The organism is Pseudomonas sp. MF5691, assembly GCF_016405645.1.
GTDB lineage: Bacteria > Pseudomonadota > Gammaproteobacteria > Pseudomonadales > Pseudomonadaceae > Aquipseudomonas > Aquipseudomonas shahriarae.
In genome coordinates this window covers 211,523-226,484 of record NZ_JAEKDC010000006.1, presented here as the reverse complement: position 1 = coordinate 226,484, position 14,962 = coordinate 211,523, and the positions used below count along the sequence as shown (strand labels likewise).

The window sequence follows — 14,962 nt, the reverse complement described above, 5'->3', positions numbered from 1 at the left end:
TTCACACCTCTTCCTCGTGTTGCAGCTCGAACAGCAGCAGCGAGCGCCCGGTCACGGCATATTCATGGTCAAAATCGAAACGTTCCTGGCCGCGCACGGCCGGCTGGTTGGTATCGACCATGCAGGTCCAGAAACCGCCATCCGGCACCTGGGGCAAGCGGAAGTTCACCAGGTCATGGTGCGCATTGACCACCAACAGCAGCGTAGCATCGGCCCCCGGCCGGCGGATCCCGGTTTCCTGGGCGCGCCCATCCATCAACATGCCCAGGCAACGGCCCTGGCTGTCTTCCCATTGCTCGATGGTCATTTCATTGCCATCGGGGGCCAGCCAGGTCACGTCCTTGACCCCGATGTCCTCGTTATAGTCGCCCACCAGGAAGCGCCCGCGACGCAGGATGGGGTAGGCCAAGCGCAACTTGATCAGGCGTTTGACGAACTTGAGCAGGGACTTGCCATCCTCATCCAGCTCCCAGTTGACCCAGCCGATTTCGCTGTCCTGGCAGTAGGCGTTGTTATTGCCGTGCTGGGTGCGGGCGAACTCATCCCCGGCCACCAGCATCGGCGTGCCCTGGGCCAGCAGCAGGGTGGCGAAGAAGTTGCGCATCTGGCGCAGGCGCAGCGCGTTGATCTCCGGGTCTTCGGTCGGTCCTTCGACGCCGTGGTTCCACGACAGGTTGTTATTGCTGCCGTCCTGGTTGTTCTCGTCGTTGGCTTCGTTGTGCTTGTCGTTGTAGGACACCAGGTCATGCAGGGTGAAGCCGTCGTGGGCGGTGATGAAGTTCACCGAGCTGTAGGGGCGGCGCCCGCGCTGGTTGAACATTTCGCCGGAGGCGGTCATGCGCCCGGCAAAGTCCGCCAACTGGCCGTCATCGCCTTTCCAGAACGCGCGCACGGTGTCGCGGAAACGGTCATTCCACTCCACCCAGCCCGGCGGGAAGTTGCCCACCTGATAACCGCCGGGGCCCACATCCCAAGGCTCGGCGATCATTTTTACCTGGCGCAGCACCGGGTCCTGGCGGCAGGCCACAAGGAAGCTGTGACGCTCGTCGAAACCGTCGTGATAACGCCCGAGGATGGTCGCCAGGTCAAAGCGGAAGCCATCCACATGCATCTCGGTGGCCCAGTAACGCAGGGAGTCGGTGACCATTTGCAGTACGCAAGGGTGACTCAGGTCCAGGGTGTTGCCGGTGCCCGAGTCATTGATATAGAAGCGCTTGTCGTCAGGCATCAGGCGGTAGTAGGAGGCGTTGTCGATGCCGCGCATCGACAGGGTCGGGCCTTGCTCGTTGCCTTCGGCGGTGTGGTTGTAGACCACATCGAGGATCACTTCCAGCTTGGCCTCGTGCAGGTGCGCGACCATTTCCTTGAACTCGGCGATCTTGCCGCTGGCCAGGTAGCGCGGGTCGGGGGCAAAGAAGGCGATGCTGTTGTAACCCCAGTAGTTGGTCATGCCTTTTTGCAGCAAATGCTGGTCATTGACGAAGGCATGCACCGGCAGCAACTCCACCGAGGACACCCCCAGTTGGCGGATGTGCTTGAGCACATCGTCCACCATCAACCCGGCGCAGGTGCCGCGCACCGCTTCAGGGACCGAAGGATGGCGCATGCTGATGCCGCGCAGATGGGTTTCGTAGATGATCGTGCGGTCCCACGGGGTGCGCACCGGCTGGTCGTTGCCCCAGGTATGGGCTGGGTCGATGACTTTGCATTTGGGCACGAAGGGTGCGCTGTCGCGCTCATCGAAACTCAGGTCGGCATCCGGGTGACCGATGGTGTAGCCAAACAACGCTTCGGACCATTTGAGCTCGCCCACCAATTGCTTGGCATAGGGGTCGATCAGCAATTTATGGTGGTTGAAGCGATGGCCGTTGGCGGGATCGTAGGCCCCGTATACCCGGTAGCCATAGATCAGCCCGGGGTGGGCATCGGGCAAGTAGCCGTGGAAGGTCTCGTCGGTGTATTCCGGCAGCTCGATACGTTCCAGCTCGACTTCGCCGGTATCGTCGAACAGGCACAACTCAACCTTGGTGGCGTTGGCCGAGAACAGCGCGAAATTGACCCCCAGACCATCCCAGGTCGCGCCGAGGGGGAAGGGCAAGCCTTCACGAATGCGCGATGGCTCGGTAGCGGGTGTCTTGCTCATGGTGTTGCTCCTGCAGGGTTTTTCAGGCCGAACGGGGCCGTGCTGACATCAGGTCAGATCAATCGTTGAGTGTGCTGCAGGAGCCGGTGGCCGGCTCCTGTGGGAAGGTGGATCAGCCGGCAGGCTTACGCGCCGCCCGTGGCTTTTTGGCGACCGCCGGTTTTTCCGCGGCCGGCTTTGCCTTGGCCTTGGTGCCGGTCTTGGGCTTACTCGGAGTCAGGGCCTCGGCTTCGGCCAGCTTGCGGGCCATTTCCCAATGACGGGCTTCCTGGCCCTCAGGTTTACCTTCGGACTCCCATATCTGATACGCGAATTCACGAACGCGTTTGTCTTCGGTGCTCATCGCAATGCTCCTCACAGAAAATTTCAGCTTTCTTGATCGTCAGAATGGATAAAGACATTTACCGGGAGTACCCCCAGGGCAGCGCTGATCAGTAGCTCCTTGTTGGGTGTGACTGCGCCTGTTTGCAAAAGTCCCTTCCAATTTTGCAGCGTGGCGTCGAACGGTAATGTGATCCGGGTATCGCCCCAAACCTGCGCATCCACCCGGGGCTGGGCGCTGTTTTCAAGCAGAGCGTGGGTCCAGCGTGGCACCACCACCAACAGCCACTGGCCTTGATATTCGCGGCTGAAGGCGACAATCCGTTGGGCATGCCGGCCCAGCACTTGCAGCGGTACATAGCGTCCCCTGGCAAACAACAACGGGTAGGCCTTGCGCAGGTTCAACACCTGGGCAATCAGCGCCTGCTTCAAGTGCCCGTCACGCCAGCGCTCAAGCAAGGCGCCGGGTGCTGCCGCCAATGCCTGTTGCCGGGCATTGAAATCCACCGGCCGCCGGTTGTCCGGATCCACCAGGCTCAAGTCCCAGAATTCGTCGCCCTGGTACAGGTCCGGCACGCCTGGCACGGTGTTGCGCAGCAAGGATTGCGCCAGCCCGTTCAACGCGCCGGCGGGGGCGATGGCCTCGGCCGCCGCGTGGATCGCGGTGCGCAAGGTCAGCCCAGCGGGCTCGAGCAACAAGCGCCTGAGGAAGGCTTCGACACCTTGCTCATAAATATCGTTGGGGGCGCTCCAGCTGCTGTGCAGCTTGGCTTCGCGCAGGGCTTTTTGCTGCCACTGCCAGAGGCGCTGCTGATAGTCGTCGGTGTTCTCAATGCCCAGGTCCAGGGGCCAACTGCCCAGCAGCACCTGATACAGGATCAGCTCATCACCGGCCGAGGGGATGGCCGGATCATCGCGCAAGGGCGCCGCCAGCCTGCGCCACTGTTGCACCTGCTCGGCATACCAGGGCCCGCACTCGCTGAGTACCGCCAGGCGCGCTCGGCTGTCTTCGCCGCGTTTGTGGTCATGGGTGGCGGTGGCCAGCAGGTTATCGGGGAAGGTCTGCAGGCGCTGCTGGTTGGCGGCATGGAACTCGGCCAGGGGCGCGCTGAACTGTTCGGTACTGAAACCCACGTCATTGCGCGAGAGCAGCACTGCCGAGCGATAGAAAGCGGTGTCTTCCACGGCCTTGGCGGCTGCCGGCGAGGTCAGTTGCTGGAAACGCACGCAGGCATGCTTGAGGATCTTGCGCGGCTGCCCCACCGGGCGTTCGCGCCAGAGTTGGCCGCCGAGCCACTGTTGCAGGTAGTCGAGCACTGGCCAGTCGGCTTCGCTCAAAGTCCCACGGGCACCGGCCAGCGCCTGCTGGAACAGCGCCTCGTCAGCGGCGCTGCGGCCACAGGCGCTGATGTAGGTGCGGTACACCGGGAAGTGCACGATCAGCTCCTGCAAGGCGCGGCGGATCGCGCCCAGGGTCAGGTCACGGCTCATCACATCTGCGCGGGCCACTTGCAGCAGGGCCTGGGCCACGCTCTCAAAATCCCCGGCCAGGGAGCCGTTGAGGATTTGTTGCCGGGCCAGCCAGGCTTCCTCGATAAACGCCGACGGCCGCTCGCTGGCCTCGCTCCACAGCTGGGCCAACGCCTCGAACCCCTGGGGGTCGTGCTGTACCAGCGACACCTGGTTCATGAACTCATAGCCGGTGGTGCCATCTACCCGCCAGTCTTCGCGCAGGGTTTCCCCGGTGCCGAGGATTTTCTCGACAAAGATCGGCAAGTGCCGGCTCGGCGACAATCCATCCACCCGGCGCCGCAACTTGCGGCAGTAGCCACGGGGATCGGCCAGGCCGTCGATATGGTCGATGCGCAGGCCATCCACCAGGCCCTCGCTGATCAGCTGGAAAATCTTGCGGTGGGTGGCCTCGAACACCGTGGCCCGCTCCACCCGCAGGCCGCCCAACTCGTTGACGTCGAAAAAGCGCCGCCAGTTGATGTCATCCGCCGCCGTGCGCCAACTGGCGAGGCGGTAGGCTTGCTGCTCCAGCAGTTGGTGCAACCGGGAAAATCCCTCGGGCTGGCGCGCATCAAACAGCGCCAGGATGTGCTCGATGGCTGTCAGGTTGAGGGGGGCGCGCGCCTGTACGGCCAGTTCCTGTTTCAGGCTGGCGGCCAGGGGCCAGGCATCGGCCTGATAGGCCAGGGCGCTGAAGCGGTCGGCCAGCTCTTTGAGGGGCGGATGCAGGCGCAGGATATCGCCGTAGTCCCTGGGGCAGATCGGGAAGCGGTGCTCGTAGTGCTCGACAAAGAAGCTACCCTGGGCCGGGTCAAACCGCAGGGGCAGGTTGCCGCTTTGCAAGGCCTCGCCGTAATCGCTGCCGAGGAAGGGCATCAGCAGTTGGCCCTTGAGCAGCGGGTCGGGGGAGTGCCACTGGATATCGAAGAATTCGCAGTAAGGGCTCAGGCGCCCCCATTCCAGCAGATCCAGCCACCAGGGGTTGTCGCTGCCACCGACGGCCATGTGGTTGGACACGATATCCAGAATCAGCCCCATCTCATGGGCGCGCAGGGCCGCCACCAGGCGACGCAAGGCGGGTTCGCCGCCCAGTTCCGGGTTGACGGTGGTCGGGTCGACCACGTCGTAGCCATGCATTGAACCGGCGCGGGCCTTGAGCAGGGGCGATGCATACAGGTGGCTGATGCCCAGGCGGGCAAAATACGGCACCAGCGGCACCGCATCATCGAGGGTAAAGCCTTTGTGAAATTGCAGACGCTGGGTGGCTCGTAGCAAGACGCTGTTCATCGGTCACGCTCTAGGGCTTGATTACGGGCGACCGCCAGTAACTCCAGGCGGCGCGCAGCGTTGTCATCGTCGAGCAGGTGCGCGGCGTCCCCCGGCAGGCGCCGTCGCCAGTTGGGATGGGTGTCGGTGGTGCCAGGCAGGTTGGCTTGCTCTTCGACGCCCAGGGCATCTTCCAGGGGCAGCAACACCAGCGGCGCACGGGTGTGGCCGAGGTAGCGCACGCTGGCATCGAGCATGTGGTCGGTTTCGTTGCGCAGTTCATCGAGGAAGTTCTGCGGGTCTTGAACCAGGGCCTGGCGCAGTGCTTCACGCTCGCGCTGGCGGTGCTCGCTCCATTGCTCCACCGTCGGCGCGTCGATCAGTCCCAGTTGCACATTCCAGTCGATATCGCGGCTGTGCCACCAGCCATTGAGCGTCGGCAGGTCATGGGTACTGGTGGTGGCCAGGGCGTTATCCGGCCAGTCGAGGATCGGCGTGAAGCGCCCGCCGTGGTCCTGTTCGAACAGCAATACGCGCATGCCCAGCATGGCCCGGGCGCTGAGTTTTTCCCGCAGGCCCTCGGGCACCGTGCCCAGGTCTTCGCCGAGCACAATCGCTTGGTGCCGGCTGGATTCCAGGGCCAGCAGGCGCAGCAGGTCGTCCACCGGGTAATACAGATAAGCGCCTTGTTTGGGTGAAGCGTCCCTGGGGATCACCCACAGCCGTTGCAAGCCCATCACATGGTCGATACGCAAGCCGCCAGCATGGGCGAAGTTGGCCCGCAGCATTTCGATAAACGCGCGAAAACCGTTGCGTTTCAGGCCTTCGGGAGAGAACGCGGAGATGCCCCAGCCCTGGCCGGCACGGTTGAGGATGTCCGGTGGCGCACCCACCGTCAGGTCGGCCAGCAGTTCATCCTGACGGCTCCAGGCCTGGCTGCCGGCGCCATCGGCACCCACGGCCAGGTCGGCAATCAGGCCGATGCCCATGCCACTGCCGCGGGCGGCTTGTTGCGCACGTTCAAGGCAGCGGGCGATCAGCCATTGGTTAAAAGCATAGAAGCCAATGGCTTCGCCTTGCTCGGCGGCAAATTGTGCCAGCGCGGCGCTGCCTGGATCGCGCCACTCCTCGGGCCACTGGCGCCAGTCGAGGCTTTCGCCGTTGGCGGCGCGCTCGGCCTGGATGGCTTCGAAGCGGCAGTGGTTTTCCAGGGCCTCACCGCCGGCCTGGCGAAAGCTCAGGAAGTCCGCCTGCTGCGGGTGCTCGCCCTGGCAGAAGTCCTCATACAGGGCGCGCAGCAGGCGTTGCTTGACCTTGGCGGCGGCAGGCCAGTCGATCAGGCTTTGTTGTTCCAGTTCCTGCAGCTGATCGGCCAACCCGGTGGACTCGATGGCGCTGCGCACTGCGCGCTCGCCGAGGATGCACCCCGGCGAGGCGTACAAGCTATTGAGGAACAGTCGGCTGGACGGCGAGTAGGGGCTGTAGCGCGTGGTATCGGCGCTGAACATTGCGTGCAGCGGGCTGATAGCCAGGGCATCGACGCCCCGTTCAGCGGCGGCGCGGGCCAGTTGTTCCAGGGCCTGGGTGTCGCCAAAACCGCCGTCGCCGCTACGGCGCAAGGCATACAACTGGGCGCTCAGGCCCCACGCACGGGCAGGCTGGCTGTCCACCGCCTCGGCCACGCTGAAACAGCGCAGGGGCGCGACAGCCAGGGTGAAGGACTGGCCGCCGATCTGTACCCGCTGGTAGCCCACGGGCAAGGTGCCGGGCAGGTTGGCCTCGGCGTCCAGCTCAAGGCTTTGGGTACTGCCATCCTCCAGGTAAACCTGGCACGGCGTGCCGGGAGCAAAGTATGCGGCCAGGTCGAGGCTGCTGCCGACATCCACGGTTAACAGTGGCGCCAGGTGCCGGTCTCGTTGCACACGTTCCAGGTCTTGCAGGCTGGCAGCGATGGCTTCATCGGTGTCGGCGGGGTGGCCAAGGCCGTTGAGCACGGCGCGCAAGGCGTCGGCGCTGACATGTTGCGGACGGCCATTGGCGTCGATCCAATCCACCGCCAGGCCCGCGCGGCTGGCGAGTATTTCCAATTGCGCTTCGCTCAAGGGTGCTCTCCAACAGGTGATGAGGTGTCGCCCGGCGTCAGGCTGACGCGGGCGCAGAAGGGCGTGAGTGACCCAGGGTCGCTGCTGGTGCTGAACAGCTCAGTGATGCCGGCCGGATGGTGCAGGGTGGCCGGGCTCAGGTTGAGGTCTATCTGCAGGATGCTGCCATTGCCCATCCGCCAGCGGGCCGATACCGCGCCCTGGCCCAGGACCTGCGCGCCGAGGGCCATGCTGCCGGGCAGGTGGGGCACGATATGTTGCCGGCGCAGGCCCAGCAGTTGGCGATACAGCGCCGCAGGCGCCTGGCTAAACTGCGGGAGGCAGCGCTCGAAGGTCTGCAGCGCGTTGGGGTCGGGAATCTGCGCGCGGCGCTCGGGGTCGCTGAAGGCGGCGAAGTCAGCAAACTCATTGCGTCGGCCTTCGCGCACGGCCTCGGCCAGTTCGCCGTGATGGTCGGTAAAGAACAGGAAGGGCTGCTCGGCGGCGATCTCATCACCCATGAACAGCAGCGGGATCATCGGCGACATCAGCAACAAGGTGGTCGCCGCCTGCAACGCCTGGAGCGAACACAGTTGATGCAAGCGCTCGCCAAGGGCGCGGTTGCCGATCTGGTCGTGGTTCTGCAAAAACAGCACAAAGGCACTGGGCGGCAAGTGCTCGCTGGATTCGCCACGCCGGGTACCGTGGCGCGTGGTCTCACCCTGATAGATAAAGCCTTCGCCCAGGCAGCGCGCCAGTTTGGCGGTGGGTTCGTCGGCAAAGTCGGCGTAATAGGCGTCGGTCTCGCCGGTCAACAGCACGTGCAGGGCGTTATGCCCGTCGTCGTTCCATTGCGCATCGAAACCCTGCTGCAACAGGCTGGCCTGGTTGAATTCGTTTTCCAGCACCAGCCACACATGGCGGTCCGGGTCCACCTGCTCACGCACCCGTTGGGCCAGTTCCTTGAGGAACGACGGGTCGTCGATGGCATGCACCGCATCCAGGCGCAGGCCGTCGAAGCGGTATTCGAGGAGCCACATCAGCGCATTGTCGATAAAGAAGTCGCGCACCTCGCGGCGGCGAAAGTCGATCCCGGCGCCCCAGGGGGTGTGGGTGTCTTCGCGGAAAAAGCCTTTGGCGTACTGGCCCAGGTAGTTACCGTCGGGGCCGAAGTGGTTGTAGACCACATCCAGAATCACCGCCAGGCCATGCTCATGGGCCCTGTCGATCAGCTGTTTCAACTGCTCCGGCGTGCCCAGGGACGCTTGCGGCGCGTAGGGCAGCACCCCGTCGTAGCCCCAGTTACGCTCGCCAGGACACTGCGCCAGCGGCATCAGCTCAATGGCGGTGATGCCCAACTCGGCCAAGCGTGGCAGGTGTTGCTCTACAGCGCTGTAGCCTCCCAGGACCCCCACATGCAGCTCGTAGATCACCGCTTCATGCCAGGGTCGGCCCTGCCAGGCGCTGTGGCGCCAGGGGTAGGCCAAGGGATCGACCACCACGCTGTCGCCATGTACATCCGCGTGCTGGAGGCGCGATGCCGGGTCCGGCACATCGCGCTCGCCATCAATATTAAAGTGGTAGCGGGTACCGGCCCCACAGCGCACGTCAGCCACAAACCAGCCGGCTGCCTGGGGCAGCATGGGCACCGACTGCCCCCCTTGCAGCTCGACGCTGACATAAAACGCATCAGGCGCCCACAGGGCGAAGCGGGTGTGTTGCGCATCCTGCATGATCGCGCCGTGGGGCCATGTTTCCAGAGTCCGTGACGGCATCTATCCTAACCTCTTTATACTTTTCCTGATTTTCCCAGCGCTTTCGCTACCAGTTGTTCGTAAAGTTCGGCATAGGGCTCCACCGCCTGGCACCAGTTGAATGGCGCGGACATGGCCCGGCAGCGCATGGCGTTGAGCAGGCCGGGGAAGGCAAACACCTTGAAGGCACGGGCGAGGGCGGCTTCGTAGCTTTCGACGGTAGATTCGTCGAACAAAAAGCCGGTCACGCCATCTTCGATGGTGTCAGCCAGACCGCCAGTATTGCGCGCCACCGGCAGCGAACCGAAGCGCTGGGCGTACATCTGGCTCAGGCCGCAGGGCTCGTAGCGCGAGGGCATCAATAAAAAGTCGCTGCCGGCAAACATGCGGCGGGCGTCGGTTTCGTTAAAGCCGATCCGCACGCCGATGCGGCCGGGGAAACGCAGGGCCAGGGCGCGCATGGCTTGTTCTTCTTCCGGCTCGCCACGGCCGATAATGGCAATTTGCCCGCCGTTTTCGACGATAAAGCCGGCGACGGCTTCGGTCAGGTCCAGACCTTTTTGGTAGACCAGGCGAGACACCACGGCAAACAGCGGGCCGCTGGACGCGTCCAGGCCGAACAGCTTGCGTACGTGGCTTGCGTTGACCGCCTTGCCTTGCCAGTCGCCGATATTGAATGGGTGGTCCAGGTGTGGGTCGGTGGACGACTCCCAGCTTTCATCAATGCCGTTGGGGATGCCACTGAGCAGGCCTTGCTGGGTCTTGCTGGCAAGGAAGCCATCCAGGCCGCAGCCGAACTCGGGGGTGGTGATCTCCCGGGCGTAGGTGGCGCTGACCGTGGTGATATGGCTGGAATAGGCCATGCCGGCCTTGAGGAACGACATCTTGCCGTAGAACTCCATGCCTTCCTGTTGCAAGGCATGTTCGGGAATCCCCAGTTCCGGGCACGAGGCCAAGCTGACCACGCCCTGATAGGCCAGGTTATGGATGGTAAACAGCGTGGGGGTGCGCGAACCCCGCCAGTGCATGTAGGCCGGCGCCAGGCCGGCTGGCCAGTCGTGGGCATGCACCAGGTCCGGGCACCAGTGGATTTGCGCGAGGTTGGCGGCGATATCGGCGGCGGCCAGGCCCAGGCGGGCGAAGCGGATATGGTTGTCGGGCCAGTCGCGGCCGTTGTTGGCGCCATAGGGCGTGCCTTCACGCTCGTACAGTTCGGGGCAGATCAGCACATAGATGACCAGGCCGTCCTTGAGGTCCATGCGCCCGATCTTGCACGGTGGCAGCGCGGCATGCCCGCCCAGTTCGCCGATGATATGGATCGGGTTGTCGCTGTCCAGCACCTGGCGGTAGCCCGGAATCAGCACCCGTACATCGTGCAGGTGGGCCATGGCTCGGGGCAGGGCAGCGGACACATCCCCCAGGCCGCCGGTTTTCACCAGATCAGCCAGCTCCGAGGTCACAAACAGTACTTTCTTACGATTGGGATTTTGCGACGACACCGACCGCACTGGGCCGGGAAGGTCAACCAAGGTGGTTGGTCCATCGACCGGCTGACTAAAACGCTGTCCCTGAGTTCCCGAAGCGGCACTTATCATTGTTCTCTCCCATGTGTTGGTCAACTGAGCGCCTGAGGCCCCAGCGAAAATCAACCGCGTCCTGCGGTCACGCGCACTAGCACTGCACAGACTGGCAAGGCTTATGCCAATTGCACCGAACTGATAAATAGATTGGATGGGCGGACGTCCGGCTGGCGCCGGTGGCGTGCGTCCTACCTTAAACCTGACCTACGGCAGAGTTGGAAAGTTTCGATTTATTGCGGGGGCTTTTGTTCTGATCGTGACCCATCGGTCATCAGTCTAGGACACAGCCCAGAGCCTGCAAGGGCTGTGGGAAAAATTTGTAGGACAATATCTTTTTTGCGGCGGTGTGGTGGGTGGGGATCGTATCGATGGCTGGGTGTGTAGAGGCACGAGAGGGGGACTGCTGCGCAGTCCAACGCGGGCAAGCCCGCTCGCCACAGGGGATGGGTGCCTCTTGGCGGGGCGCCGAGGCAGTGCTGCTCGATAGTGGTGCGCGGTCGTGCTTAAAGTAATTTATTAAGAGTTAATATAGTTATATATCAATGAGTTATAGGTGATATCTAATGTTTTTTATCAGTTCAGGCCGCGCCGTATCTCCCCCGCAGCCCATGCCTGGATGTCTTCAATCATCTGCCCATAGAACTGCCGGTAGTTCTGCTCGCTGACGTAGCCCACATGGGGTGTGGCCAATACATTGGGCAGATGGCGGAACTCATGGTCCGCCGGCAATGGCTCCTGCCCGAACACATCCAGCGCTGCGCCGGCCAATCGGCCATGGCGCAGTGCATCGACCAGCGCCGCTTCATCAACGATCGGTCCGCGTGCCGTGTTGACCAGGCGTGCACTGGGCTTCATCCAGGCCAGGGCCTGGGCATCCACCAGTCCACGGCTGCGCTCGCTGAGCACCAGGTGAATCGACAGCACATCGGCTTGCTCGAACAATTGGCGCTTGCTGACCCAGGTTACCCCCACGGCGGCGGGGCGTTCCGGGGTAAGGTTTTCGCTCCAGGCAATCACACGCATGCCAAACACCTGGCCAAACTGCGCCACGCGCTGGCCAATACTGCCCAGGCCGAGGATGCCCAGGGTCTTGCCATGCAGATCGCCGCCCAGCCCTTGTTGCCACTGGCCGGCGCGCAGGGCGTTGGATTCAGCCAGCAGATTGCGCGTGGATGCCATGATCAACGCCCAGGTCAGCTCCGGCGCCGCGTGCTTGTAGCTGTCGGTGCCGCACACCTGGATGCCCAGGGCCTTGGCCGCGGCCAGGTCGATGGCCGCATTGCGCATACCACCGGTGACCAGCAGTTTAAGCGCCGGCAACCCTTGCAACAGCGCCTGATCGAAAAGCGTGCGCTCGCGCATCACGCAAATCACCTCAAACCCCTGCAAGCGAGCGATCAGGGTGGCGGTATCGGCCGGATAGTCGTGCAGGAAATGCACCTGGCCGACCGCCTCCAGCACGGACCAATCCACCACGTCCCGCGCGACGTCTTGCCAATCATCTATGACTGCGATCTGTACTGACATACACACCTGCCTTGCGTTAACTGGGGATGACCGTTACACCCAATGCACAGCCATTGCCACCACCGCGTAACGGGCCGCCTTGGCCAGGCTGACGATCAATATAAAACGCCAGAGCGGCTCCCGCATCACGCCGGCCACCAGGGTCAGTGGGTCGCCGATGATCGGCAGCCAACTGAGCAGCAGTGACCAATGGCCCCAACGACGATAATGGCCGCGGGACTTTTCCAACTGTGCAGCGCTCACAGGAAACCAGCGACGGTCCTTGAACAGCTCGACCGAACGGCCCAGCAACCAATTGACCAACGAGCCCAATACGTTGCCCAGGGTCGCGATGCCGAGCAGTAGCCACAGCGAGTAGCTGCCATTGAGCAGCAGCGCCACCAGCACCGCTTCCGATTGCAGCGGTAGCAGCGTAGCCGCCCCGAAAGCGCTGAGAAACAGCCCGGCATAGCCTGCAAACATAGATCAGTGGGCCGGGTATTCGGCTACCACCACATCTTTGCCGGCGCGGGTCAGGCCAATGACTTGATAGGCGTCGCTCATGCCCTGGGTTTCCATCCCTGGCGAGCCCATGGGCATGCCAGGTGCGGCGATGCCCAACAGATCGTCGCGTTTGCGCAGGGCCAACACTTGATCGGCCGGCACATGGCCTTCGACGAACTTGCCGTCGATCACCGCGGTATGGCAGGACGCCAGGCGCGGAGCCACGCCCAGGCGCTGCTTGACCGAGCTCATGTCGGCTTCCACATGATCGTTGACCTTGAACCCGTTGGCTTCGAGGTGGCTGATCCATTTTTTGCAGCAGCCGCAGTTGGCATCGCGATGCACGTCAATCGGGATCAGTTCGGCGGCCTGGGCCAGGCTAGTCATGAACAGGGCGGACAGCAAAGTCAGGCGCAGGGTGGTTTTCATAGACAGGTCCCATCGGTTACGGAGTGCGCAAAGAGCGCGCATTGTCCGCGCTTTTGCGAAGCAGGTGAGGTGGTTATGTTTCGAAATTATACGCGCACGCGACAGTCTCGGAGCTTAGCGTCCGCTGCTGTCAGCAAACTGAGAGAAAGATGACAAGTTTGTCAGCTCAGAACGACTCCAGGCGTTGCTTGAGTTGGTCCATGGCCTGGTTCGACAGCGCCACCATGCGCGCTTGCAAGGTATCGAGCTGCAGATCGGTCTCATAGCTGAGCACCCGGGTAAACAGGGTGCCGCTGCCACGCGCCTGGAGAAAGTAGTGAATGCTGCCATCCACGGCGAGGGAGGTGAACACGGTCTTGAACTCCCGGGGCGGCACGGCGATCTGCACCCGGTAGCTCATGGGCACTCGTACCCCCAGCAGGTCGATCATTTCGGTGAAGCGCTGGCCAACGGGCAGTGAGCCGCTGGTACCGGTGTCTGCGCTCAACGAGGTGGGGTGCCATTCGTGCCAGCGGTCGGGCTGGGTCACGTAGTCATAGACGGTTTCGATGGGGGCTTGGATATAGCGTTCCTGGCTGATTCGCTCGACGCGGAGCGGGTGCTCAACTGCATTCATGTCACACCTCCTGTGCGGCTAGGAACTGTCAGAATAGTCGCACTCCCGTACAACGCACGGGAGTCTCCAGGCTTTTTTCGACGTAACGCCGGCAAGCGCTATAGCTGATAGTTTTTCAACTCCCGCGCAATCACCATGCGCTGGATCTCACTGGTACCCTCATAAATCTGCGTAATCCGCGCATCCCGGTAGTAGCGTTCCACCGGGTAGTCTTCCAGGTAGCCATAGCCGCCATGGATCTGCATCGCCGAAGAGCAGACTTTTTCGGCCATTTCCGAAGCAAACAGCTTGGCCTGGGAGGCTTCGGACAGGCACGGCTTGCCCGCACTGCGCAACCGTGCGGCATGCAGGATCAGCAAGCGTGCGGCATTGAGGCGGGTCTGCATGTCGGCCAGCAGGTTGGCCACGCTCTGGTGCTCAATAATGGCCTTGTCGAACTGCACCCGGTCACGGGCGTAGGCCAACGCCGCTTCAAAGGCTGCGCGGGCAATGCCCAGGGCCTGGGCGGCGATACCGATGCGCCCACCCTCCAGGTTGGACAGGGCAATGGCCAGGCCCTTGCCGCGTTCGCCCAGCAGGTTGGCCTCGGGCACGCTGCACTGGCTGAGGGTCACGGCGCAGGTGTCCGAGGCGCGGATGCCCATCTTGTGTTCGGTACGGTCCACGGTGAAACCTGGGGTGTCGGTGGGCACCAGGAACGCCGAAATGCCCTTTTTGCCCAACTCCGGGTCGGTCACTGCAAACACAATCGCTAATTTGGCCCGTTTGCCATTGCTGACAAACTGCTTGGCGCCGTTGATCACCCACTGGCCATCACGCAATTCGGCGCGGGTGCGCAGGTTGTGGGCTTCGGAGCCGGCCTGGGGCTCGGTCAGGCAAAAGCAGCCGATGGCCTGGCCGCTGGCCAGTTCGGCCAGCCAGGTTTCTTTCTGTGCCTGTGTGCCGTAGTTGAGGATCGGCCCGCAACCCACTGAATTATGGATACTCATCAGCGCGCCTACCGCGCCGTCACCCGCAGAAATCTCCTCGACGGCCAGGGCGTAGGCCACGTAATCCACATAGGTGCCCCCCCATTCTTCCGGCACTACCATGCCCAGCAGGCCCAGTTCTCCCATCTTGGCGACCAGGCCGTCGTCGATCCAGCCGGCCTTTTCCCAGGCCTGGGCATGGGGCGCGATTTCGCCACGGGCAAAGTCGCGCGCCATGTCGCGAATCATGACTTGTTCTTCTGTAAATTCAATATCTTGCAT

At 63.0% G+C, this 14,962-nt stretch carries 11 protein-coding genes; all 11 read right to left on the bottom strand.

Annotated features, from left to right (window positions below):
• Window position 1: 1 nt before the first annotated feature.
• Window positions 2–2,143, bottom strand: a complete 2,142-nt coding sequence (glgX, locus tag JFT44_RS11795) for a glycogen debranching protein GlgX (protein WP_057436597.1) — start codon at window positions 2,141–2,143, stop codon at window positions 2–4.
• Window positions 2,144–2,255: 112 nt separating this feature from the next.
• Window positions 2,256–2,486 (bottom strand): DUF2934 domain-containing protein, encoded by a 231-nt coding sequence (locus tag JFT44_RS11790; RefSeq protein ID WP_057444084.1) that lies wholly within the window; start codon window positions 2,484–2,486, stop codon window positions 2,256–2,258.
• A gap of 23 nt (window positions 2,487–2,509) precedes the next feature.
• The gene (locus tag JFT44_RS11785) at window positions 2,510–5,263 is read right to left on the bottom strand and encodes a malto-oligosyltrehalose synthase (protein ID WP_198830705.1); all 2,754 of its coding nucleotides are present in this window, start codon (window positions 5,261–5,263) and stop codon (window positions 2,510–2,512) included.
• On the bottom strand, window positions 5,260–7,344 hold the full coding sequence (gene malQ, locus JFT44_RS11780) for a 4-alpha-glucanotransferase (RefSeq protein ID WP_198830704.1): 2,085 nt from the start codon (window positions 7,342–7,344) through the stop codon (window positions 5,260–5,262). The genes JFT44_RS11785 and malQ overlap by 4 nt, the downstream gene beginning before the upstream one ends.
• A complete protein-coding gene (gene treZ, locus JFT44_RS11775; RefSeq protein ID WP_057959480.1) occupies window positions 7,341–9,098 on the bottom strand; it encodes a malto-oligosyltrehalose trehalohydrolase in 1,758 nt (585 codons plus the stop codon). Before treZ ends, malQ begins: the two co-directional genes overlap by 4 nt.
• A gap of 14 nt (window positions 9,099–9,112) precedes the next feature.
• The gene (glgA, locus tag JFT44_RS11770; protein ID WP_057436591.1) at window positions 9,113–10,672 is read right to left on the bottom strand and encodes a glycogen synthase GlgA; all 1,560 of its coding nucleotides are present in this window, start codon (window positions 10,670–10,672) and stop codon (window positions 9,113–9,115) included.
• 558 nt (window positions 10,673–11,230) lie between these two features.
• Entirely contained in the window at window positions 11,231–12,184 is a 954-nt protein-coding gene (locus tag JFT44_RS11765) for a D-2-hydroxyacid dehydrogenase family protein (RefSeq protein WP_057959481.1), read from the bottom strand.
• Between the two features lie 33 nt (window positions 12,185–12,217).
• Entirely contained in the window at window positions 12,218–12,646 is a 429-nt protein-coding gene (locus JFT44_RS11760; protein ID WP_057436587.1) for a YqaA family protein, read from the bottom strand.
• Between the two features lie 3 nt (window positions 12,647–12,649).
• Window positions 12,650–13,096: a DUF411 domain-containing protein gene (locus JFT44_RS11755; protein WP_057959482.1), complete on the bottom strand. Its 447-nt coding sequence runs from the start codon at window positions 13,094–13,096 to the stop codon at window positions 12,650–12,652.
• A 166-nt stretch (window positions 13,097–13,262) separates the two neighbouring features.
• Window positions 13,263–13,712 carry an SRPBCC family protein gene (locus JFT44_RS11750; protein WP_198830703.1) on the bottom strand — a complete coding sequence of 150 codons (450 nt, stop codon included), beginning with the start codon at window positions 13,710–13,712 and terminating at the stop codon, window positions 13,263–13,265.
• Window positions 13,713–13,810: 98 nt separating this feature from the next.
• The gene (locus tag JFT44_RS11745) at window positions 13,811–14,962 is read right to left on the bottom strand and encodes an acyl-CoA dehydrogenase family protein (protein ID WP_120733147.1); all 1,152 of its coding nucleotides are present in this window, start codon (window positions 14,960–14,962) and stop codon (window positions 13,811–13,813) included.